This window comes from Bradyrhizobium sp. U87765 SZCCT0048, from assembly GCF_018131225.1.
Classification (GTDB): Bacteria; Pseudomonadota; Alphaproteobacteria; order Rhizobiales; family Xanthobacteraceae; genus Bradyrhizobium_A.
In genome coordinates, this window is the sequence record NZ_JAFCMM010000002.1 from 1,079,659 (window position 1) to 1,101,689 (window position 22,031).

The window sequence follows — 22,031 nt, forward strand, 5'->3', positions numbered from 1 at the left end:
CATTGGCTCTCGCCCGCCAAATCAGATAGGGGGAAGGACGATGACCGCCGCCCCCGAGGACACTGTGAAGCCGCCTGCCGCGCGCGCATCATGGCGCGAGACGCTCGCGGTCTATCTGCAGCCGCGCGTGCTGGTGGTGCTGTTCCTCGGCTTCTCGTCAGGCCTGCCCCTGGCGCTGTCTGCGTCCACCCTGCAGATCTGGATGCGCGAGGCCGGCATCGACCTCGGCGCCATCGGCCTGCTGACGCTGGTCGGCACGCCCTACACGCTGAAGTTCATCTGGGCGCCGCTGGTCGACGCACTGCGGGTTCCGGTGCTGGGCGACCTGCTGGGCCGTCGCCGCGGCTGGCTGGTGCTGTCGCAATTGCTGCTGATCGTCGCGATCCTGCTGCTCGCGCTCGCCGACCCCGGCCGTTCGCCGTTCTACGCGGCGATCGCCGCCCTGCTGGTCGCCACTGCCTCCGCGACGCAGGACATCGTCGTCGACGCTTTCCGCGTCGAGAGCCTGCCGGAGAGCGAGCAGGCGGCCGGCATGGCGGCCTATGTCGCGGCCTATCGCATCGGCATGCTGGTGTCGACGGCCGGCGTGCTGTTCCTGGTGAGCGGCCTGCAGGGCATCGGCCTCGACGCCAATCCGGCCTGGAAATGGGGCTATGTCATCATGGCCGCCACGGTGCTGATCGGCACGGTGACGGCGCTGCTCGCGACCGAACCCGAACAGTCGGCGCGCTCGGAGGCGGCGCTCGGCCACAGCAGCGGCCTCGTACGGGTGCTCGTCGCTGCCCGCGGGGCGTTCGGCGAATTTCTCGGCCGCAAGGACGCGATCGCCGTTCTCGCGTTTGTCGTGCTGTTCAAGTTCACCGACGCGTTCTCAGGCGCCATGACGGCGCCGTTCGTGATCGACCTCGGCTTCAGCAAGGCCGACTATGCCGCGATCGTCAAAGGCGTCGGCCTCGCCGCGACGCTGATCGGCGGCTTCGCCGGAGGCTTCGTCGCCCGCGCCTACTCGCTACCGGTCAGCCTGTGGATCGGAGGTGCGGTGCAGGCGATCGCCAACCTGTCGTTCTCATGGCTCGCGGCGATCGGCGTCAATCACTACGCGTTGGCGCTGGCGATCACCGCCGAGAACTTCACCAGCGCCATCGGCACCGTGATCTTCGTCGCTTACCTCTCGGCGCTGTGCAAGAGCCCGCTGCACACCGCCACGCAGTACGCGCTGCTGACGGCGCTCGCCGCGATCGGGCGCACCTACCTGTCGGCCGGTGCAGGCTATGTCGCCAAGGCGACAGGCTGGCCGCTGTTCTTCGTGATCTGCGTACTGGTAGCCATCCCGAGCCTCGTGCTGCTGACCTGGCTGCAGCGGCGCGGGCATTTCGAAACCCTCACCCGCCGCGCATAAAAAGATTTCGAACGAATCGATCCGTCACCCTGAGGTGCGAGCGAAGCGAGCCTCGAAGGGCGACGGCCCGAGCGGCAGTTTCGTGGACCGCTCATCCTTCGAGGCGCGCAAAAGCGCACACCGCGGGATGAGGGATGAAGGCTTAATGCCGGATGAAAGCGAGGAGCTTTCGCCACCGTCAGTGGCTGGTGACGAGGCTCCACTTCGACACGATGGCATCGCTCATCTGGCCGGCGAGTTCGGCGCACGACACTTCGTCCGCCTTGATCGAGACCTGCTTGCCGATGAACGCCTTGAGGCGATTCGCGTCGGCATCGTTGCTGGTGACGATCTGAAACGTTTCGGGTCCGGTCTCGAGATTGCACAGCCCGCTCGGCTCGGGCAGCCGGCGCGGCTCGGTGACCAGCTGGAACGTGTTGACCCGCTTACCCTTGGCGTCGCGGTTGCGCATCGCCCGCAATTCACCCGACAGCACGCCGCCGGTCTTGAGCGCCTGTTGCGCCGAGACATCGATCGACACGCCCATCAGCGCGCCGACGAACACCACAGAGGCGAGAAGGACTTTGGTCAGGTTCGGGTGCATGCAACCAGTCTCGTTTCCGCGGTTGTGGGAGGAGATGACGGGAGCAGTACCGCCCGTTCGCGGCGCGATGGGACACGGCAACGGAACGCCGGATCAGAACAATGTTCGCTGCCGCATCGCGGCGGACAGCGTTCCCTCGTCGAGATAGTCGAGCTCGCCGCCGACGGGAACGCCATGCGCCAGGCGTGTGATTCGCACCTCGGCCTCCTGCATCAGGTCGGTGATGTAGTGAGCCGTGGTCTGGCCATCGACCGTTGCGTTAAGGGCGAGCACGATTTCCGTCACCTGCTTGTCGTGGGCGCGCCCGACCAGGGCGTCGATGGTCAGATCCTGCGGGCCGACGCCGTCGAGCGGCGACAGCGTGCCGCCGAGCACGTGATAACGGCCCTGCGTGGCATGGGCGCGTTCCAGCGCCCAGAGATCGGCGACATCGGCGACCACCACGATGATCGACGAATCCCGCCGCGGATCGGTGCAGACCGAACATGGATTTTGTGTGTCGATGTTGCCGCAAGTCTTGCAGACCTGGATGCGGTCCATCGCCACCTGCAGCGCCGATGTCAGCGGCGCCATCAGCGCCTCGCGCTTCTTGATCAGATGCAGCGCCGCGCGACGCGCCGAGCGCGGGCCGAGGCCCGGCAATCGCGCCAGCAACTGGATCAGACGTTCGATCTCGGGACCGGCAACCGCACTCGGCATATCAGGCTCTTCAGGCGCGCGCTTCGAATTGGGCGGACAGGCTCGAGCCGATCAGCCCAGCCCGAGGCCGGGCGGCAGCGGCAGGCCGCCGGTGAGCGCCTTCATCTTCTCCTGCACCGCGTTTTCCGCCTTGCGGCGGGCGTCGTTGAGCGCGGCGACGACGAGATCCTCGATCATCTCGGCGTCTTCCGGCTTGATCAGCGACGGATCGATCTTGACGGCCTTGACCTCCATCTTCGCGGTCATACGCACCGCGACGAGACCACCGCCGGCGATGCCCTCGACTTCGGTCTGCTCGAGCTCGTCCTGCATCGCCTTCATCTTGGACTGCAGCTGCGCCGCCTGCTTCATCATGCCGAGAAAGTCAGCCATGGGATCCTCTTCGTGACTGGCGCGGGACGACCGGTCCCGCAGTGATGATCAGAATTCGCGACGACGCCTGTCAATCGTCGTCGTTGTCGTCGCCGTCGGGCGGCTCGATCGCGTCCTCGGCGCTCGGCGGCGGCGGCGCGGGCGCATGGCGCACCTCGACGATCTTGGTGCCCGGAAACAGATTCAGCACGGCCTGCACGCGCGGATCGGCTTCCGCCGCACGTTCGCGCTCGTTGCGGATCATCTCGCGCTGGGCGCGCAGCGTCGGCTCGCCCTCGGCGTTGGAGACGATGACCAGCCAGCGCCGCTCGGTCCAGCCCTCGAGCTTGCGCTGCAGCTCGTTCGGCAGGCCGCGTGGCGCGTTCGGTTCGAGCGCGATTTCCAGCCGCCCCTCGTCGAGCCGCACGAAGCGCACGTCGCGCTCCAGCGTCTTCTGCAGCAGGATGTCGCGCTTGCCGATGTAGTTCACGATGTCCGGGAAGGTGCGCAGGCTGACTGCGGGCGCGGCCTGCACGCTCGGCGCCGGCGCCGTCACGAGCTGCGGACGCGGCGCGCCATCGCCGCCGGCCCGCGCCATGGTGACACTGCCCTGCGGCGCCGCACCGCCGGCACGCAGCACGGCGCCCGGGCTCATCGCAGCCGATACGCCCGCGCCGCCGCCCGATGGGGCGGCCGCGCCACGCGCACCGCCGCCTCCGGCTGCGACCGGCGAGCCACCGCCGTTCTGCTCGATCATCCGGATCGCCTCGTCCGGCGTCGGCAGGTCAGCGACATAGGCGATGCGCACCAGCACCATTTCCGCCGCGGCCTGCGGCCGTGTCGCGGCCTGCACCTCGGCAATGCCCTTGAGCAGCATCTGCCACATCCGCGACAGCACCCGCATCGACAGTTTTGCGGCAAACTCGCGGCCGCGGGTGCGTTCGGTTTCGCCGAGCGCGAGATTGTCGGCCGTCGCCGGCACCACCTTGATGCGGGTGATGAAGTTGACGAACTCGGCAAGGTCGCTCAGCACCACCACCGGATCGGCGCCGGTGTCGTACTGGTCGCGAAATTCCTTGAACGCGCTGGCGAGATCGCCGCGCGCCAGCGCCTCGAACAGATCGATGACGCGGGTGCGATCGGCGAGGCCGAGCATCTGGCGCACGTCCTCGGCACGCACGGTGCCGGCGGCATGGGCGATGGCCTGATCGAGCAGCGACAGCGAATCGCGCACCGAACCTTCTGCGGCGCGCGCGATCGCAGCCAGCGCCTCCGGCTCGATCTGCACGCCTTCCTTGACGGCGATGTTGCCGAGATGGGTCATCAGGACGTCGGCATCGACGCGCCGCAGGTCGAACCGCTGGCAGCGCGACAGCACGGTCACCGGCACTTTCCGGATTTCCGTGGTCGCGAACACGAACTTGGCGTGCTCCGGCGGCTCCTCCAGTGTCTTGAGGAAGGCGTTGAACGCCTTCTCCGACAGCATGTGGACTTCGTCGATGATGTAGACCTTGTAGCGCGCGCTCGATGGCGCATAGCGCACGCCGTCGGTGATCTGGCGCACGTCGTCGATGCCGGTGTGCGAGGCGGCGTCCATCTCCAGCACGTCGATGTGACGGCTCTCCATGATCGCCTGGCAGTGCACTCCCGGCGTCGGCATATGGATGGTCGGCCCGGTCACGGAACCGTCCGGCAGCGTATAGTTGAGCGCGCGCGCAAGGATGCGCGCAGTGGTCGTCTTGCCGACCCCGCGGACGCCGGTCAGGATCCAGGCTTGCGGGATGCGGCCGGCCTCGAACGCATTCGAGACTGTCCGCACCATGGCCTCCTGGCCGATCAGGTCGGTGAAGGTGGTCGGTCGATACTTGCGGGCGAGGACGCGATAGCCGCGCGGCGCGGCCGCCGGGGAACCGGCCTGATCGTTCGTTTCGGCTCCGGAGGGTCCAGCATCAGCCATCGAACGATCCGCGTGCAAGTTTGTGTCTGTGGAGCCGGCCCAGGCCCCGCGCATCCGCCCTGATGGCGGGCGGCGCTGCCTGGGGCAGCCTGCCGGGCCGATCCGCCCCGGGACCCCGAGGCCTCGGACCGAAAAACCGCAACGGCGGGGGTTTATGGGTGGGAGACTGACGAGCGACCCGATCCGGTTCTCGTTAGGGCTGCTTCCTTCCGGACCTGACCCGGTTGGCGAGTGGCTCGTCCACCGCCAATCTCCCGGCCCCTATTTGGGGCCAAAGCGGCCGGAAAGCAAGCGCGGTGCAACAACTTCTGCTAGGGTCCAGCACTGGATTCATGATCGGATCCCATGGCCGGATCCCGCTTTGGAAATCGCATGCCCGCCGCCTGGTCACTCCACCCTCAGCTTGAAAAAGACACCATCAATGTCGGCGACCTGCCGCTCAGCCGAGTGCTGGTGATCCAGGACGCCAACTACCCGTGGTTGCTGCTGGTCCCGCGCCGCCCGGACGCGGTCGAGATCATCGACCTCGACGAGGTCGAGCAGGCGCAACTGATGACAGAGGTGACCCGCGTCGCCCGCGTGTTGAAAGACGTTACCAAATGCGACAAGCTCAACATCGCGGCGCTGGGTAACGTGGTGCCGCAACTGCACGTCCACATCATCGCGCGGCGCACCGGCGACGCGGCGTGGCCCCGGCCGGTCTGGGGCGCGGCCCAGCCGTTGAAGCACGACCCGCAGGAGGTTGCGGACTTCATCAGCGCGCTCCGGCGCAAAATCTGGCTCGGCTGACCATCAATGACAATAACAAACTCGACCTTCCCGGTGGGCGCACCGGGCTTCGCCACGCATCCGATCGATCGCGCGGCGCACCTGCGCGAGGACATCGAAAAGCTGCTCGCCCTCGAGGAGCACAGCCACGCGCGCGCCTACGTGGTGCACCGCGATTCGCTGCTGATCCGCCGCAACGGCGGCGCGCCGACGGCCCTGCTGACCCTGGAAGAAGCGCGCGCCTACGGCGCCAATGCCGGCACGGTGTTTCTCGGCCTCAGCGACGGCAAGCCGGTGTTCGGCATGGGCATCGCGGCGACCTCGGTCGAGGCGCTGCTGACCCACGAGGAGGTCGCGGTCAACGACCTGCGCGGCGCCATCACGCAGGGGCTGCTGCCGGTTCACGAACTGTCGACCATCGCGATGGCGAAGGCGCTCGTCACGTGGCACCAGCGCAACGGCTTCTGCGCCAACTGCGGCCACCGCACCACGATGGCGAGCGGCGGCTGGCGGCGCGACTGTCCGAACTGCAAGATCCAGCACTTCCCGCGGACCGACCCGGTGGTGATCATGCTGGTGACCGACGGCGAGCGCTGTCTGCTCGGCCGCCAGACGCAATTCCCGGCCGGCATGTACTCCTGCCTCGCCGGCTTCGTCGAGATCGCCGAAACCATCGAGGACGCGGTGCGCCGCGAAGTGCTGGAGGAAGCGGGCGTGCAGTGCACGGACGTCGCCTATTACCGCGCCCAGCCCTGGCCCTATCCGTCGTCGCTGATGATCGGCTGCACGGCGCGCGCCACCACCACCGACATCGTCGTCGACAAGACCGAGCTCGAGGACGCACGCTGGTTCGATCGCGCCGAGGCCGCGCAGATGCTCAGGCGCGAGCATCCGGACGGCAAGGTCGGCCCGCACCCCGTCGCCATCGCTTATCACCTGCTCGCCCAATGGGTGAACGGGACAGCGTGAGGCGATTGCACAGCGCCAGGCGGCGGCGCGGACGGAATCGATGATGACCACCACCGCTCGTTCCGCGCCGCTGGTCCTCTGCGTCGGCATGCCGGTGCGCGATCTCGTGCTGCGCATCGACGCGCTGCCCGCGCCCGGCCGCAAGATCCGCGCCAGCGCGTGCGACCAGATCTGCGGCGGCAACGCGCCGAACGCCGCGGTCGCGATTGCGCGGCTCGGCGGCCGCGTCCGTCTCACGGGGCCGGTCGGCGAAGCCGTGACGGACACCGCGCACATCTTCGGCCAGCTCGTGCGCGAGGGCATCGACATCGACCACATGGTGCATGTCGCCGGCGCGCTGACGCCGGTGTCCAGCATCATGATCGACGCGGCCGGCGAGCGCACCGTGGTCACCTACCGCGATCCGCAGCTCTGGAACGTCACCCTGCCCGACGCCGACACGCTGCTCGATGGCGTCGATGCCGTGTTGACTGAAAACCGCTGCTCCGACTTCGTCGCCGCGCTGTGCCGGCGGGCGCGTCAGCGCGGCCTGCCCGTGGTGCTCGACGCCGACCGCGTGATGACGCTGCAGGAAGACGTGCTGGCGTTGTCGACCCACGTGGTCTTCTCGGCGGAAGCGCTGCACGCCACCGTCGGCAACACCGACTTCGCCGCCGCGCTGGCGCGCATCGCGGATCTCACGCCGGCCTTCCTCGGCGTCACCCGCGGCGCCGACGGCGTCGAGTGGCTGGACGCGCAACGCCGCCTGCAGCGCGCGCCCTCATTCCCTGTCACGCCGGTGGATACCCTCGGAGCCGGCGACGTCTTTCACGGCGCTTTTACCCTCGCCATCGCCGAAAATGCCTCCGTCGGGCAGGCCATACGCTTCGGTTCCGCTGCCGCCGCGCTCAAATGCGCGCGCTTCGGCAGCGCCTTTGCCACGCCGCAACGCCCTGAAGTTGAAGCGCTTTTGGCGTCCGCCTGAACCCGGCCGACGATCTGGACGAGTTCCACGACACAGGATCTTGCGCGAGAAGAATTTTCTATATATGAGGTAGATTATCCCAATTATTGGAAAAGAATTCTTCGCCATGACTGACCTGGCCGTTGCCACCCCCGACACCCACCGCCGGCTCGATGCCATCGACCGCAAGATCCTGACCGTGCTGCAGGACGATGCCTCCCTGTCCGTCGCCGAGATCGGCGATCGCGTCGGCCTGTCCTCGACCCCCTGCTGGAAACGCATCCAGCGCCTCGAGGCAGAGGGCATCATCCTGCGCCGCGTCGCCCTCGTCGATCAGAACAAGATCGGGCTCGGCATCTCGGTGTTCGTCTCGATCGAGAGCGGCGACCACTCCGAGGCCTGGCTCAAGAAGTTCGCCGACGCCGTCAGCGCCATGCCGGAAGTGATGGAGTTCTACCGCATGGCCGGCGACGTCGATTACATGCTGCGTGTCGTCGTCGCGGACATGCAGAGCTACGACGTCTTCTACAAGAAGCTGATCAGCTCGGTGCCGCTCAAGAACGTCACCTCGCGCTTCGCCATGGAGAAGATCAAGTCGGTGACGGCCCTGCCGGTGCCGCCGGTCAGCGCCGCCTGATCGGTCGGCGCCCGCCGCGCGGCGGGCGCATCCACCGTCACGCGAACAGGCGGACGGCGGCGAGGCTCATCAGGAGCAGCAGCAGCAGCGACAGCGTGACCGCCGCGGTCACCTTGCCGCCGACGCGCCCGAGCACACGGACGTCGACGCCGAGCCCGAGCGCGGCCATCGAAACGACCGTCAGGAAGCTGGCGATCCTGGTGATCGGCGCGATCGCCGCATCCGGCACCAGCGCCAGCGAACGCAGCGCGGCGAACACCAGGAAGCCGACGATGAACCACGGCACCAAGCGGAACAGCGACAGCCGCTGTGGCGCTGCCGCCTCCGCCGCCCCGCCGCGCAGCGCCCGGCCGAACAGCGAGAAGCCGACCACGACGGGCCCGAGCATCAGCACCCGCACCAGCTTGACCAGCGTGCCGACCTGGGTGCTGACGAGCCCTGCCGGCACCGTCGCCGCCAGCACCTGCGGCACCGCATAGACCGTCAGTCCCGACAGGATGCCGTACTGGTTCGCCGACAGCTGCAGCAGCGGGATCAGCAGCGGCAGCCCCAGCACCATCAGCACGCCGAGCACCGCGGTGAACGAGATCGACGAGGCGATGTCCTCGCTATCGGCGCCGATCACCGGCGCCACCGCGGCGATCGCCGAGTTGCCGCAGATCGAATTGCCGCAGGCGATCAGGATCGACAGCCGCGTCGGCAGGCCGAGCGCGCGGGCGATGACATAGCTGGCGGCGATCGCCACGATCACGATAGCGACGATCACGCCAATCAGCAGCAGGCCCGACGCGGCGACCGCCGCGAAACTGATAGACGCGCCGAGCAGCATCACTGCGAGCTCGAGCAGTTGCTTGGCGCTGAAGGCGATGCCTGCGCGCCAGCGCGCTGACGGCTCCCAGGCGGTCCGCAGCGCCGCGCCGAGCAGGATGGCGATGACCAGGGCCTCGACATAGGGGTGCGCGAAGCCGAGGGTTTCGAGCTCCTGCAGGCCGACCGAGACCAGCGTCACCCCGAGGCACAGCGCGACACCCGGCAGCAGGCCGGCGATGGCCCTGCCCCAGTGGCTGCGGTGGTTGTCTGGGGGGATGGGTGGCGTGAGGACGTTTGGCACTTCAATCTCCAGATTTGGAAGATTTTATGCGCCAACAGGCTTCACAAGGATAATATCTTTTCCTCTTAGGCCAATAGAGAAAAGTAATGCCCCTGAACCTCCACTTGCTCCGCCTGTTTGCGACGGTCGCGCGGACCGGCAGCTTCTCCCGGGCGGCGGAGATCCTTCACCTCAGCCAGCCCGCCATCTCCAAGGGGGTGCGCGACTTCGAGGAGCAGGTCGGATGCCGCCTGCTGGACCGCGAGCCCAAGGGGGTGCGGCCGACCCGGGAGGGACAGGCCCTCGCCCGCCATGCCGAGACCCTGTTTGCGGCCGAGCGCGCCGCCGAGGAGGAACTGCGCGCGCTGCGCAACCTCGATAGCGGCACCCTGCGGGTCGGCGCCAGCACCACCATCGCCACCTACATGATCGCCGATGACCTCGGCCGCTTCCATCGCAACCATCCCAATGTCGACCTGCATCTCGTCATCGCCAACACCCGCGACATCGCCGACCTGATGCTCGGCCACGAGATCGAGATCGCCCTGGTCGAGGGACCGGTGGAAGACGACAAGCTGATCGCGCGGCCCTGGCGCAACGACGTCATGGAGCTGATCGTCGGCGCGGACCATCCCTTCGCTGCGGCCAGCGCGCCGCTCGACCGCAACCGGCTCGACGACGAAATCCTGATCCTGCGCGAACCGGGATCGGGCAGCCGCGAGGTCGTCGCCCAGGCGCTCGCGGCCCATGGCATCGCCCCGGCGCGCACGCTGGAGATCGGCAGCACCGAAGCCATCAAGCAGGCGGTCGCCGCCGGGCTCGGCGTCTCGATCGTCTCCACCGCGACGGTCGGCGATCAGGTGCAGCTCGGCCGCCTGAAGCGCGTGGCGATCGAAGGCGTGCGCATCGAGCGCACGCTGTGGCAGCTCGACATGCCGGGACGGGTGCAAATGCCCGCGGCGCTCGCCTTCCAGCGCCTGCTGGAGGCCACGGCCAAGGCAGCCGCGAGCGACTGACGGTGTTCAAGCCGCAGCAGGCAGACGAGATCGGACAGGATCAGGAGAGAGCGCCGGCAACCACGCCATGGAGATAGGCGACCGCGGCATCGAACCGGAACGCAACGTCCGGATGGAAATACGCAGCGCGCGCTGCGACGATGACCGCCGCCAGCGACCAGAACACGATGTTGCCGGTCCGCGCGAGCCACGCGCCGGCAGGCCGCCGGACATCGGCGGTCGCGGCGGGGACAGGTTCCCCGAAAGGATCGAAGCTCGGCTGCGGCATGGGTCGCTCAGCGTATTGAAATCGCTACTATTATCTCGTCTGCGACGGGGCGGACGCAATGGCCGCATCGCTGCGATTTTTCCGCCGATAAAGGCTGTTCCTGCTGCCGGACGCACGATCCGGAGAACATCCTTGTTTTGTGCGTCCCAGCGCATGCCCGCCGCCCTGGTTCCGGCCCGCGGGCACGGCCCCATGAAAAAGCTCCGCCGGCGGACGCAGGCGGAGCTTCGGGGCGATAGGTATGCGGGATGGCCGGCAGGTCAGATCTTCTGGTTGTATTCGCCGACCTCGGGATGGGTGCGCAGCACCGAATCCATCGCCTCGAACATGTCGCGCATGCGCTGTTCAGAGACGGGGCTCTCGACCACGACCACCAGCTCCGGCTTGTTGGACGACGCCCGCACCAGACCCCAGCTGCCGTCCTCGACCGTGACGCGGACGCCGTTGACGGTGACGAGATCGCGGATCGCCTGGCCCGCCACCTTGGCGCCCTTGGCCTTCGCATCCTCGAAATGCCGAACCACCTGCTCGACGATGCCGTACTTGGTCTCGTCGGCGCAATGCGGCGACATGGTCGGCGACGACCAGGTCTTGGGCAGCGCGTTCTTGAGATCCGACATCTTCTTGTCGCCGGCACGGTCAAGCATCTCGCAGATCGCGATCGCCGACACGAGGCCGTCGTCATAGCCGCGCCCGACCGGCGCGTTGAAGAAGAAGTGGCCGGACTTCTCGAACCCCGCGAGCGCCTTCAGCTCATGGGTGCGGCGCTTCATGTAGGAATGGCCGGTCTTCCAGTAGGTCGTGACCGCGCCCTGCTTCTGCAGCACCGGATCGGTGACGAACAGTCCCGTCGACTTCACGTCGACGACGAACTGCGCGTTCTTGTGCAGCGCCGACATGTCGCGCGCCAGCAGCACGCCGACCTTGTCGGCGAAGATCTCCTCGCCGGTATCGTCGACGACGCCGCAACGGTCGCCGTCGCCGTCGAAGCCGAGGCCGACATCGGCCTTGTGTTCGAGCACGGCGTCACGGATCGCGTGCAGCATCTCCATGTCTTCCGGATTCGGATTGTACTTCGGGAAGGTGTGGTCGAGCTCGACGTCGAGCGGGATCACCTCGCAGCCGATCGCCTCCATCACCTTGGGCGCGAACGCGCCCGCCGTGCCGTTGCCGGCGGCGACCACCACCTTGAGCTTGCGCTTGAGCTTCGGGCGGTTGGTGAGGTCGGCGATGTAGCGCGCCGGGAAATTCTCGTGGAACTGATAGGCGCCGCCGCCCGGCGTCTTGAAGTCGGCGTTGAGCACGATCTCCTTGAGCCGCGTCATCTCGTCGGGCCCGAAGGTCAGCGGGCGGTTGGCGCCCATCTTCACACCGGTCCAGCCATTGTCGTTGTGCGAGGCCGTGACCATCGCAACACAGGGCACGTCGAGATCGAACTGCGCGAAGTAAGCCATCGGCGTCACGGCGAGGCCGATGTCGTGGACCTTGCAGCCAGCGGCGAGCAGACCCGAGATCAGGGCATACTTGATGGAGGCGGAGTAGCCGCGGAAATCGTGGCCGGTGACGATCTCCTGCTTCTGGCCGAGTTCGGCGATCAGGGTGCCAAGGCCCATGCCCAGGGCCTGCACCCCCATCAGGTTGATTTCCTTGCTGAACAACCACCGCGCATCGTACTCGCGGAACCCGGTCGCCTTCACCATCGGCTCGGATTCGTAGGCGTAGGTGTTCGGGGTCAGCGCGGCTTTCGGCTTCGGAAACATCAAAAAAGGCCTCGTGATCAGGGAAAGAAGAAGCCATAGCGGAGGTCGGAAAGTCTGAAAAGACCTTCAGTCCGCTATGGTTTCGAAAGGCGGGTCGGGATGATGGTAGGGTTCAATTGCGGCGCAACAGGTCCGGCATCGTGACGGATTTATTGCAGGACCATCTTGCCGTTGGCGAACTCGAACCGCTTGAGGCGGGAGAGATAGGACAGCCCCAGCAGGTTCTCGCTGAGGACGCCGTCCGGCAGCACCAGGGCGTCGACATCGCGCACGACGAGGCCTCCGACATCGAGGCTGGCGAGCCGGATACGCGCGCCCTTCACGGTGCCGTTGGCGGTGGTGACGGTGGCATTGTAGTCCCCGCGGGAGGGGCGCATACCGATGCGCGCCGCGTCGTTCTCGGTCAGCGCGACCACCGAGGCGCCGGTATCGACCATGAAGTTGATACGCTGTCCTTCGATGCGGCCGTCGGTCTGGAAATGACCGCGCTGGTCGCGGGGAATCGTGACGGTGCGGTCGGCGGACCCGACCGTCTGTAATGCGGGAGCGGGCGTGGTCGCTGCCGGAGCGGCCGCGGCGCGCGCCGGCGCAGCCGACGTCAGCCGGTCGGCAACCTGTGCCATCAAGGTCCCGGCCACGATCATGATGGCGGCAAAGATGATAATGCTACGCATGACGCATACACCTGCCTGACCCACCCGTCGGTCGATCAAATCATGCCGGCCGCAAGGCCGCTGCTGATCACCACAGGATGCGCCTCCTATTTCGGTGAAAAGGGTGAGCGAAGCGTTAATTCCCGCGCCGGCGTAGCGGATCTCACAGGCGTCAAAGACCAGCTACGGGGCGGTCCGCATGTCGTGATCGAAACCCTTTTAAGTGCCGCGCGGCTTGGCGCGGCGCGTCGGCGCGGCGGACGCCGGATCCTCCGGCCAGGGATGGCGCGGATAACGGCCGCGCAGGTCCGAGCGCACGGCGGCGTAGCTGCCGCGCCAGAAGCCTGGAAGATCGCGCGTCACCTGCACCGGCCGGTGCGCCGGCGACAGCAGCTCGACCACCAGCGGCACGCGGTCCTGCGCCACCGACGGATGGCGGTTGAGGCCGAACAGCTCCTGCAGGCGCACCGAGATCTTGGCACCCTCCTCCGCCTCGTAGTCGATCGGGATCATCGAACCGGTCGGCGCTTCGAAATGAGTCGGCGCTTCGCGGTCGAGCCGTCCACGATCCTGCCACGGCAGCAGGTTCATCACCGCGTCCGACAGATCACCCGCGGACAGCTGCGACAGCGCGGTCTTGTCGAACAGCGCCGGCACCAGCCAGTCGTCGCGGCGTGCGGCGAGCGCCGTGTCCGAGAGGTCCGGCCACTCGTCCGGCGCCGCGGCACGCAGGAACATCACCCGGTCGCGCCACTGCTTGAGCGGCTTGGACCATGGCAACCGATCGAGCCCACGATCGATCAGCCCCTGCGCCAGCACCGTGGCGCTCTCCGCCGACGGCGTGATCGACAGCGGCTGCTCCGACAGCACGATGGCATGCAGGCGGGTGCGGCGGCGCGCCCGCAGCGCCGCGGCATTGCGGTCGAACGTGATCTCGTCGTCGGTGGTGATATGGCCGGCGAACTGCGCTTCGATCTCGGCAAGCGTAATCTGCGCCGCCAGCAGGATGCGTCCCTGCGCCGCAGTGCCGGTCAGCTCGGCGACAGCGACGAACGGCGCACGCGCCAGCGCCGACGTCGGCTCGATCGCCGCGCCGCGGCCGTTGGCGAGCACGAAGCTGCCATTGCCGCGGTTGCGCGCGACACGGTCGGGAAAGGCCAGCGCCAGCATCACACCGGTCGACGGCGGCGACAGATCCGGCGCATCCCCCTCCGTCGCGGCGACCTGCCCGGCCCAGCGCTCGGCCAGCTGGCGTGCCTGCGCGGCGCGCGGCGAGCGGTCACGGCGGAACTGATCGCGCCGCGCCTCGAGGTCGACGCTGTCGCCGCCGAGCCCACGCTCGGTCAGGATCGCGGCGATGGCCGCGGCCTCGGCGCCGCCACCCAGGCGATGGGAATCCACGATCATGCGCGCGAGGCGCGGCGGCAGAGCCAGCGCGCGCAGGCTCTTGCCCTCGGCGGTGATCCGGCCATCGCCATCGAGCGCGTCGAGTTCTTCCAGCAGAGCCCGCGCCTCGCTCAGCGCCGGCGCCGGCGGCGGATCGAGGAAGGCGAGCTGGCCGGGATCGCGCACGCCCCACTGGGCGAGATCGAGCAGCAGCGGCGACAGGTCCGACGACAGGATCTCCGGCCGCGTATACGGCTCGAAGGACGCGGTCTGCGGCTCGTCCCACAGGCGGTAGCATACACCTGGCTCGGTGCGGCCGGCGCGGCCGCGCCGCTGGTCGACCGCGGCGCGCGACGCGCGCACGGTTTCGAGCCGTGTCAGGCCGATATCCGGCTCGTAGCGCGGCACGCGCGCGAGCCCGCAATCGACCACGATGCGCACGCCCTCAATGGTCAGCGACGTCTCGGCGATCGAGGTCGCCAGCACCACCTTGCGGCTGCCCCTGGGCGCCGGCGCGATGGCACGGTCCTGCGCCGCGGCTTCCATGGCGCCGAACAGCGGCACCACCTCGATGCTCGCGTCATGAATGCGCTCGGACAGCATGGTCTGGGTGCGACGGATCTCGGCCGCGCCGGGCAGGAACGCCAGCACCGAACCGGTGTCGGCACGCAGTGCCGCGGCGATCGCGTCCGCCATCTGCCGCTCGATGGTGAGGTCGGTCTTGCGGCCGAGATAGCGCGTCTCCACCGGGAAGGCGCGCCCCTCGCTCTCCACCACTGGCGCGTCGCCGAGCAGCCTCGCGACCCGCGCGCCGTCGAGCGTCGCCGACATCACGAGAATGCGCAGGTCCTCACGCAGGCCCTGCTGCGCGTCGCGCGCCAGCGCGAGGCCGAGGTCGGCGTCGAGCGAACGTTCGTGAAACTCATCGAACAGCACCGCGGCGATGCCCGACAGCTCGGGATCGTCGAGGATCTGCCGGGTGAAGATGCCTTCCGTGACCACCTCGATCCGGGTGCGCCGCGACACCTTGGAGCCGAAGCGCACGCGATAGCCGACGGTGTCGCCGACCTTCTCGCCCAGCGTCTTCGCCATGCGCTCGGCGCTGGCCCGCGCGGCGATCCGCCGCGGCTCCAGCACGACGATCTTGCGCTCGCCGACCCACGGCGCATCGAGCAGCGCCAGCGGCACCCGCGTCGTCTTGCCGGCGCCGGGCGGGGCCACCAGCACGGCGGCGCTGCGCGCGGCGAGCGCCGCGGCGAGATCGCCGAGCACGGCGTCGATGGGAAGGGGACTGTCGAAAGTGCGCAAGTCGGGAACCGTGGCTCTGCAGCATCGGCATGGTTAACGGGGCGGGCTGCGGCAGCCTCATACCAGAGGGCCGCCGCGCTGGCGAGCGATGCTGGCACAGCGCTTGTATCCATAAAGGGAGCGGAAACCCCTGTGGGCGATAGTGACACCATGGCGGCACAGAACGGCACATCGATGGCTCAGGACGGAACGGCCGCTTCGGGCGCGCCGCGGATCGACTTCGTCGACTATGCCAAGGGCATCTGCATTATCATGGTGGTGATGATGCACTCGACCCTCGGCGTCGAGGCGGCTGCGGGCCGCGAGGGCTTCATGCACCTCGTGGTGGCGTTCGCCAAACCATTCCGGATGCCCGATTTCTTTCTGATCTCCGGCCTGTTCCTGGCGCGGGTGATCGACCGCGACTGGCGCACCTATCTCGACCGCAAGGTGGTGCACTTCGCCTATTTCTACGTGCTGTGGATGGCGATCCAGTTCGCGATCAAGGCGCCGGTGTTCGCCGCCGAGCAGGGCTGGGCCCATGTCGGCCTGCTCTATCTCGAGACCTTCATCGAGCCGTTCGGCACGCTGTGGTTCATCTACCTGCTGCCGATCTTCTTCGTCGTCACCAAGCTGACGCGACGGGTGCCGCCGATCGTGGTCTGGGCGATTGCCGCCGGCCTCGAGATGATGCACATCCCGCACACCGGCTCGACCATCATCGACGAGTTCGCCGCGCGCTTCGTCTACTTCTATTCCGGCTACCTGTTCGCCAACTACGTCTTCGCGCTATCGGATGCAGCGCGCCGCCACAGCGGCCTCGCGCTGCTCGGCCTCGGGGTATGGGCGCTCGCCGACGCCGGCCTGGTGTATGCCGGCGTCAGCGAATGGCCGCTGATCTCGCTGGTGCTCGGCTATGCCGGCGCCTGCGCGATCATCGTGATCGGCACCCTGCTCGCCAAGGTGCGCTGGCTCGACGCGCTGCGCTATTGCGGCGAGCACTCCATCGTCATCTATCTCGGCTTCTTCCTGCCGATGGCCGCGTCGCGGACGCTGCTGCTCAAGACCGGCCTGATCGCCGATATCGGCGTCGTGGCGCTGCTGGTCAACGTCGCCGGCGTTCTCGGCGCCCTGGCGATGTGGTGGGCCGTGCGCGGCACCCGCCTCAACTTCCTGTACGAGCGCCCCGACCGCTTCTGGATTGCGCCGCGGACACTCCGCCGCCCGACGCTGCAGGCGGCGGAATGATCCGCCTCACGCGTTACGGCACGAGGTAGAGCGCGCCGCTGGTACGGCCTGCCTCCAGCTCGCCCTGTGCCTTCGCCGCCTCGTCGAGGCGGTAGGCGACGCCTTCTCCCGGCAGGATGCCGGCCTCCATCGCCGCCAGCACGGCCTCGGCGGCGCGGCGATACTCCATGGCGTTGTTCATGTAGGCCAGCACGCTGGGACGCGCCAGCATCAGGCTGCGCCGCGGCCCGAGCTCGCTGACATCGACCGGCGGGATTGCCCCGGCGCTCTGGCCGATGCTCGCGACCACGCCGAACGGACGGACGCAGGCGAACGTCCGCGCAAGCGTGCTGCCACCGACGCCGTCGAACGCGACATCCACACCGCGCCCGCCGGTGATGTCGGCGACATGCGCGCCGAAGTCGGCGTCGCGGCCGACGATGACATGCTGCGCCCCCGCCGTGCGCGCCAGCGCCGCCTTGGCCTCCGACCCAACCGTGCCGATGACCGTGGCGCCGAGATGCACCGCCCAGCGGGTGAGGAGCTGGCCGAGGCCGCCCGCCGCGCTGTGCGCCAGCACCCATGTGCCGGAGCCGACCGGATAGACCTTGTGCAGCAGCATGTGCGCGGTGATGCCCTTGACGAACACCGAGGCGACACGCGCGTCCGACAGCGCCGCCGGCAGCCGGATGCCGCGCCACGCCGGCAGGTTGCGCTCGGCGGCATAGGCCCCGACAGGCGCGCCCGCATAGGCGATGCGGTCGCCGACCGCGAGCGTCGTCACGCCATCGCCGATGGCCGACACCAGGCCGACGCCCTCGATGCCGGGAATGCCGGCCGGCGGCATCGGATACAGCCCGGCGCGCTGGTAGATGTCGACGAAGTTGACACCGATGGCCGTCTGGCGGACGCGGATTTCATCGGCGGCGGGCGGTGCCAGCGCGACCTCGGCGACCTCGAACTGTTCGATACCGCCGGGCGCCCTCACCCGAACGATCTTCGTCATGACCATGGCTCGTCTCCTTGTTCCGCTCGTTGCAACAAGGACTATGGCGACGGCCCCGGATATGCGAAATTCCCCATATCTGCATCTTCCATGTGAGATTTTGCACAATGCCCGACTGGGAGGACCTGCGCCATTTCGCGGCGTTCGCGCGCGAGGGCACGTTGTCGGCGGCGGCCCGCGCGCTCGGCGTCGATCACGCTACTGTGGCACGGCGGATCGTTGCGCTCGAAGCCTCCACCGGGCTGAAGCTGGTCGACCGCCGGGCGCGAACCACGACATTGACCGATGACGGACGGCGCATCGCCACCGCCGCCGCACCGATGGAGGAAGCCGCGTTCGCGGTCGGCCGCGCCGCCCGGGCGGCCCAGCCCGGCGTCGACGGCGAAGTGACCATCAGCGCGCCGCCGACCTTCGCCAGCGCGGTGATCGCTCCACGCCTCATCCAACTGCGGCAGCGCCACCCTGGCATCCGCATCAAGCTGATCGGCGAAAAGCGCCGCGCGTCTCTCAGCCGTCGCGAGGCGGATGTGGCGCTGCGGCTGCTGCGCCCGGTCGAGAGCGGACTGTTCGTGCGGCGCCTCGGCAGCTTCGGCTTCAGCCTCTATGCCACGCCGGCCTATCTCAAGGACACGCCGCCGCATGCCTTCGCGTTCATCGGCTACGACGCCACCATGGCGGACTCGCCCCAGGAGGTCTGGTTGCGCACCATCGTCGGCGACCGCGAGGTGGTGTTGCGCACCAACGACCTGGAAACCCAGATCGCCGCCGCGCGTTCCGGCCTCGGTATCGCCGCGCTACCCCACTATCTCGGCGACGGCGACGCCTGCCTGCAGCGCCATGCGGTGACACAAAGGCCGATCCGCCGCGACGTCTGGCTGCTGGTGCACCGCGACCTGCGCCAGGTCCCCGCCGTGCGTGCGGTGATGACGTTTCTCGGCGAGTGCATGAACGGCGGATGACAAAAATTCCGGTGCGCAGCCGCGCCGGAACAGGTGTCATCGCGGGCAAAACTCCCTACATTGCCGCCATGTCCAAAATGCCCAGCACCGCCGCCGCGCCCGTATCCGCACCTGCCCTGAAAAAGGGCGATCATCTGTTCCTGGTGGACGGGTCGTCCTACATCTTCCGCGCCTATCACGCGCTGCCGCCGCTCAACCGCAAGTCCGACGGGCTGCAGGTCAATGCGGTGCTCGGCTTCTGCAACATGCTGTGGAAGCTGTTGCGCGACATGCCGAAGGACAACCAGCCGACGCATCTGGCCATCGTGTTCGACAAGTCGGAAATCACGTTCCGCAACACGCTCTATCCCGACTACAAGGCGCACCGCCCGCCGGCGCCCGAAGATCTGATCCCGCAGTTCGCCCTGATCCGCGAGGCGGTGAAGGCGTTCGAGCTGCCATGCCTGGAACAGGGCGGCTTCGAGGCCGACGACCTGATCGCGACCTATGCCCGCGAGGCCGACCAGCGCGGCGCCACCGTCACCATCGTATCGTCGGACAAGGACCTGATGCAGCTCGTGACCGAGCGCGTCGTGATGTACGACACCATGAAGGACCGCCGCATCGGCATCGCCGAGGTCATCGAGAAGTTCGGCGTGCCGCCGGACAAGGTGGTCGACGTGCAGGCGCTGGCCGGCGACTCCGTCGACAACGTGCCTGGCGTCCCCGGCATCGGCATCAAGACCGCGGCACAGCTGATCACCGAATATGGCGATCTCGAAACGCTGCTGACGCGCGCCGGGGAGATCAAGCAGCCCAAGCGCCGCGAAGCGCTGCTGGAGAACGCCGACAAGGCGCGCATCTCGCGCAAGCTGGTGCTGCTCGACGACCGCGTGGCACTGGACGTGCCGCTCGACGAGCTCGCCGTGCACGAGCCCGACGCACGGCGGTTGATCGCCTTCCTCAAGGCGATGGAGTTCACCACCCTCACCAAGCGCGTCGCCGACTATTCCGAGGTCAACGCGGCGGAGGTCTCCGCTGACGGCGGCCTCAAGAGCGCATCGGTGCCGGCCGCCATGGACGCCGCGCCGATGCTGCCGCTGGATGGCGGCGGCAGGCCCGCGGCTGCGGCCGCTCCTTCCGCGGCCCGGGCGGCCGCCGGCGCGCTGACGCCGCAGGCACACGCCGCCGCCCGAGCCGATGCCGGCGCGGGCAGCAAGTTCGACGCCAAGGCCTACGCGTCGGTGCGCACGATCGCGGACCTGAAAACCTGGGTCGCCCGCGCCAAGGATCTCGGCCACGTCGCCGTCGATACCGAGACCACCAGCCTCGATCCGATGCAGGCGGAGCTGTGCGGCTTCTCGCTCGCGCTCGGCCCGGGTGATGCCTGCTACGTGCCGCTGATTCATCAGCAGGGCGGCGAAGGCGCCGGCCTGTTCGCCGGCGGCCTCGCGCCCGACCAGATCAAGTCGGCCGACGCGCTGGCGGTGATCAAGCCGCTGCTCGAAGATCCCGGCGTGCTGAAGATCGGCCAGAACCTCAAATTCGACGCGCTGGTGTTCCTGCAGCACGGCATCGCCATCGCTCCGATCGACGATACCATGCTGATGTCCTACGTGCTCGACGCCGGCCGCGGCGCGCATGGCATGGACCCGCTGTCGGAGAAATGGCTGGGACATTCACCGATCGCCTTCACCGACGTCGCCGGCTCCGGCAAGAACCAGGTGACGTTCGACCAGGTGCCGATCGACAAGGCCACCGAATACGCTGCCGAGGACGCCGACGTCACGCTGAGGCTGTGGGACGTGCTCAAACCGCGGCTGATCGCCGAGCGCATGAACACTGTCTACGAAACGCTGGAGCGGCCGATGGCGACCGTGCTCGCGCGCATGGAGCGGCGCGGCATCTCCATCGACCGCCAGGAGCTGGCGCGGCTGTCCGGCGACTTCGCCCAGACTGCGGCCCGCCTCGAGGCCGAGATCCAGGAGATGGCCGGCGAGCCGATCAATCCCGGCAGCCCCAAGCAGCTCGGCGACGTGCTGTTCGGCAAGATGGGGCTGCCCGGCGGCACCAGGACCAAGACCGGTGCGTGGTCGACCTCCGCCTCGATCCTCGACGATCTCGCCGAGCAGGGCCACGAATTCCCCAGGAAGATCCTGGAATGGCGCCAGGTCACCAAGCTGAAGTCGACCTATACCGACCTGCTGCCGACCTTCGTGCATCCGCAGACCAACCGTATCCACACCTCCTATTCACTGGCCTCCACCACCACCGGGCGGCTGTCGTCGTCGGAGCCGAACCTGCAGAACATCCCGGTGCGCACCGAGGATGGCCGCAAGATCCGCCGCGCCTTCATCTCGGCACCCGGCCACAAGCTGGTGTCGGCGGACTATTCGCAGATCGAGCTGCGGTTGCTCGCCGAAATCGCCGAGATTCCCTCGCTCAGGCAGGCGTTCCAGGACGGACTCGACATTCACGCCATGACGGCATCCGAAATGTTCGGGGTGCCGATCAAGGACATGCCGTCGGAGGTGCGCCGCCGCGCCAAGGCGATCAACTTCGGCATCATCTACGGCATCTCGGCATTCGGCCTCGCCAACCAGCTCGGCATTCCGCGCGAGGAGGCATCGAGCTACATCAAGAAGTACTTCGAGCGCTTCCCGGGCATCCGCGCCTACATGGACCAGACCCGCGACTTCTGCCGCGAGCACGGCTATGTGGTGACGCTGTTCGGCCGCAAGTGCCACTACCCCGACATCCGCTCGCCCAACCCCTCGCACCGCGCCTTCAACGAGCGCGCCGCGATCAACGCCCGCCTGCAGGGCTCGGCCGCGGACATCATCCGCCGCGCCATGATCCGCATGGAGGGCGTGTTGGCCGCGAAGAAATTGTCGGCGCAGATGCTGCTGCAGGTGCACGACGAACTGATCTTCGAGGTGCCGGACGACGAGGTCGAGAAGACCCTGCCCGTGGTGCAGCAGGTGATGCAGGATGCGCCGTTCCCGGCCGTGGTGATGACCGTGCCGCTGCATGTCGACGCCCGCGCCGCCCACAATTGGGACGAGGCACATTAGCGCGACCATCATCGACGCTG

The 22,031-nt window shown here is 68.0% G+C and carries 19 protein-coding genes and 1 other RNA gene; 9 read left to right on the forward strand and 11 right to left on the reverse strand.

Annotated features, from left to right (window positions below; all coding sequences use genetic code 11):
* Positions 1–40: 40 nt before the first annotated feature.
* Positions 41–1,399 (forward strand): AmpG family muropeptide MFS transporter, encoded by a 1,359-nt coding sequence (locus JQ639_RS17990; protein WP_211967463.1) that lies wholly within the window; start codon positions 41–43, stop codon positions 1,397–1,399.
* Between the two features lie 178 nt (positions 1,400–1,577).
* Here the strand turns inward: JQ639_RS17990 and JQ639_RS17995 are convergent, their stop codons facing one another.
* The 5 genes from JQ639_RS17995 to ffs all read right to left on the reverse strand — a co-directional run bounded on the left by JQ639_RS17995 (position 1,578) and on the right by ffs (position 5,241).
* Positions 1,578–1,925, reverse strand: coding sequence for a hypothetical protein (locus tag JQ639_RS17995; RefSeq protein WP_211967937.1), 348 nt, complete (start codon positions 1,923–1,925; stop codon positions 1,578–1,580).
* A 150-nt stretch (positions 1,926–2,075) separates the two neighbouring features.
* Positions 2,076–2,681: a recombination mediator RecR gene (recR, locus tag JQ639_RS18000; protein ID WP_211967464.1), complete on the reverse strand. Its 606-nt coding sequence runs from the start codon at positions 2,679–2,681 to the stop codon at positions 2,076–2,078.
* Positions 2,682–2,732: 51 nt separating this feature from the next.
* A complete protein-coding gene (locus tag JQ639_RS18005) occupies positions 2,733–3,053 on the reverse strand; it encodes a YbaB/EbfC family nucleoid-associated protein (RefSeq protein ID WP_211967465.1) in 321 nt (106 codons plus the stop codon).
* Between the two features lie 70 nt (positions 3,054–3,123).
* Positions 3,124–4,989, reverse strand: a complete 1,866-nt coding sequence (locus JQ639_RS18010; protein WP_211967466.1) for a DNA polymerase III subunit gamma/tau — start codon at positions 4,987–4,989, stop codon at positions 3,124–3,126.
* Between the two features lie 161 nt (positions 4,990–5,150).
* Positions 5,151–5,241: signal recognition particle sRNA small type (ffs, locus tag JQ639_RS18015), an RNA gene on the reverse strand.
* A gap of 120 nt (positions 5,242–5,361) precedes the next feature.
* On the opposite strand from ffs, the gene JQ639_RS18020 reads away from it, so the two are divergent.
* The 4 genes from JQ639_RS18020 to JQ639_RS18035 all read left to right on the forward strand — a co-directional run bounded on the left by JQ639_RS18020 (position 5,362) and on the right by JQ639_RS18035 (position 8,306).
* Entirely contained in the window at positions 5,362–5,778 is a 417-nt protein-coding gene (locus tag JQ639_RS18020; RefSeq protein WP_211967938.1) for an HIT domain-containing protein, read from the forward strand.
* Positions 5,779–5,784: 6 nt separating this feature from the next.
* Positions 5,785–6,726, forward strand: coding sequence for an NAD(+) diphosphatase (gene nudC / locus JQ639_RS18025; RefSeq protein WP_211967467.1), 942 nt, complete (start codon positions 5,785–5,787; stop codon positions 6,724–6,726).
* A 43-nt stretch (positions 6,727–6,769) separates the two neighbouring features.
* On the forward strand, positions 6,770–7,690 hold the full coding sequence (locus tag JQ639_RS18030) for a PfkB family carbohydrate kinase (RefSeq protein WP_211967468.1): 921 nt from the start codon (positions 6,770–6,772) through the stop codon (positions 7,688–7,690).
* A 106-nt stretch (positions 7,691–7,796) separates the two neighbouring features.
* The gene (locus JQ639_RS18035; protein WP_211967469.1) at positions 7,797–8,306 is read left to right on the forward strand and encodes an Lrp/AsnC family transcriptional regulator; all 510 of its coding nucleotides are present in this window, start codon (positions 7,797–7,799) and stop codon (positions 8,304–8,306) included.
* Positions 8,307–8,343: 37 nt separating this feature from the next.
* On the opposite strand, the gene JQ639_RS18040 is transcribed toward JQ639_RS18035, so the two are convergent.
* The gene (locus tag JQ639_RS18040) at positions 8,344–9,393 is read right to left on the reverse strand and encodes a YeiH family protein (RefSeq protein WP_211967939.1); all 1,050 of its coding nucleotides are present in this window, start codon (positions 9,391–9,393) and stop codon (positions 8,344–8,346) included.
* A gap of 110 nt (positions 9,394–9,503) precedes the next feature.
* Here JQ639_RS18040 and JQ639_RS18045 point away from each other — a divergent pair, with 110 nt between their 5' ends.
* Positions 9,504–10,412, forward strand: coding sequence for a LysR family transcriptional regulator (locus JQ639_RS18045; protein WP_211967470.1), 909 nt, complete (start codon positions 9,504–9,506; stop codon positions 10,410–10,412).
* 40 nt (positions 10,413–10,452) lie between these two features.
* Here JQ639_RS18045 and JQ639_RS18050 read toward each other — a convergent pair whose 3' ends face one another.
* From JQ639_RS18050 to hrpB, 4 genes are all read right to left on the reverse strand, one after another.
* Positions 10,453–10,680, reverse strand: a complete 228-nt coding sequence (locus JQ639_RS18050; RefSeq protein ID WP_211967471.1) for a hypothetical protein — start codon at positions 10,678–10,680, stop codon at positions 10,453–10,455.
* A gap of 260 nt (positions 10,681–10,940) precedes the next feature.
* A complete protein-coding gene (locus JQ639_RS18055) occupies positions 10,941–12,440 on the reverse strand; it encodes a phosphomannomutase/phosphoglucomutase (RefSeq protein WP_211967472.1) in 1,500 nt (499 codons plus the stop codon).
* 149 nt (positions 12,441–12,589) lie between these two features.
* On the reverse strand, positions 12,590–13,114 hold the full coding sequence (locus JQ639_RS18060) for a TIGR02281 family clan AA aspartic protease (protein ID WP_211967473.1): 525 nt from the start codon (positions 13,112–13,114) through the stop codon (positions 12,590–12,592).
* Between the two features lie 198 nt (positions 13,115–13,312).
* The gene (gene hrpB, locus JQ639_RS18065; RefSeq protein WP_211967474.1) at positions 13,313–15,787 is read right to left on the reverse strand and encodes an ATP-dependent helicase HrpB; all 2,475 of its coding nucleotides are present in this window, start codon (positions 15,785–15,787) and stop codon (positions 13,313–13,315) included.
* Positions 15,788–15,961: 174 nt separating this feature from the next.
* Between hrpB and JQ639_RS18070 the strand changes: the two genes are divergently transcribed.
* Positions 15,962–17,014: an acyltransferase family protein gene (locus JQ639_RS18070; protein ID WP_211967940.1), complete on the forward strand. Its 1,053-nt coding sequence runs from the start codon at positions 15,962–15,964 to the stop codon at positions 17,012–17,014.
* Between the two features lie 13 nt (positions 17,015–17,027).
* Here the strand turns inward: JQ639_RS18070 and JQ639_RS18075 are convergent, their stop codons facing one another.
* Complete coding sequence (locus JQ639_RS18075) at positions 17,028–17,999, reverse strand: quinone oxidoreductase family protein (RefSeq protein ID WP_211967475.1); 972 nt, start codon at positions 17,997–17,999, stop codon at positions 17,028–17,030.
* A 107-nt stretch (positions 18,000–18,106) separates the two neighbouring features.
* Here JQ639_RS18075 and JQ639_RS18080 point away from each other — a divergent pair, with 107 nt between their 5' ends.
* Positions 18,107–18,958, forward strand: coding sequence for a LysR family transcriptional regulator (locus tag JQ639_RS18080; RefSeq protein ID WP_211967476.1), 852 nt, complete (start codon positions 18,107–18,109; stop codon positions 18,956–18,958).
* A 68-nt stretch (positions 18,959–19,026) separates the two neighbouring features.
* Entirely contained in the window at positions 19,027–22,011 is a 2,985-nt protein-coding gene (gene polA / locus JQ639_RS18085) for a DNA polymerase I (protein WP_371745131.1), read from the forward strand.
* Positions 22,012–22,031 lie beyond the last annotated feature (20 nt).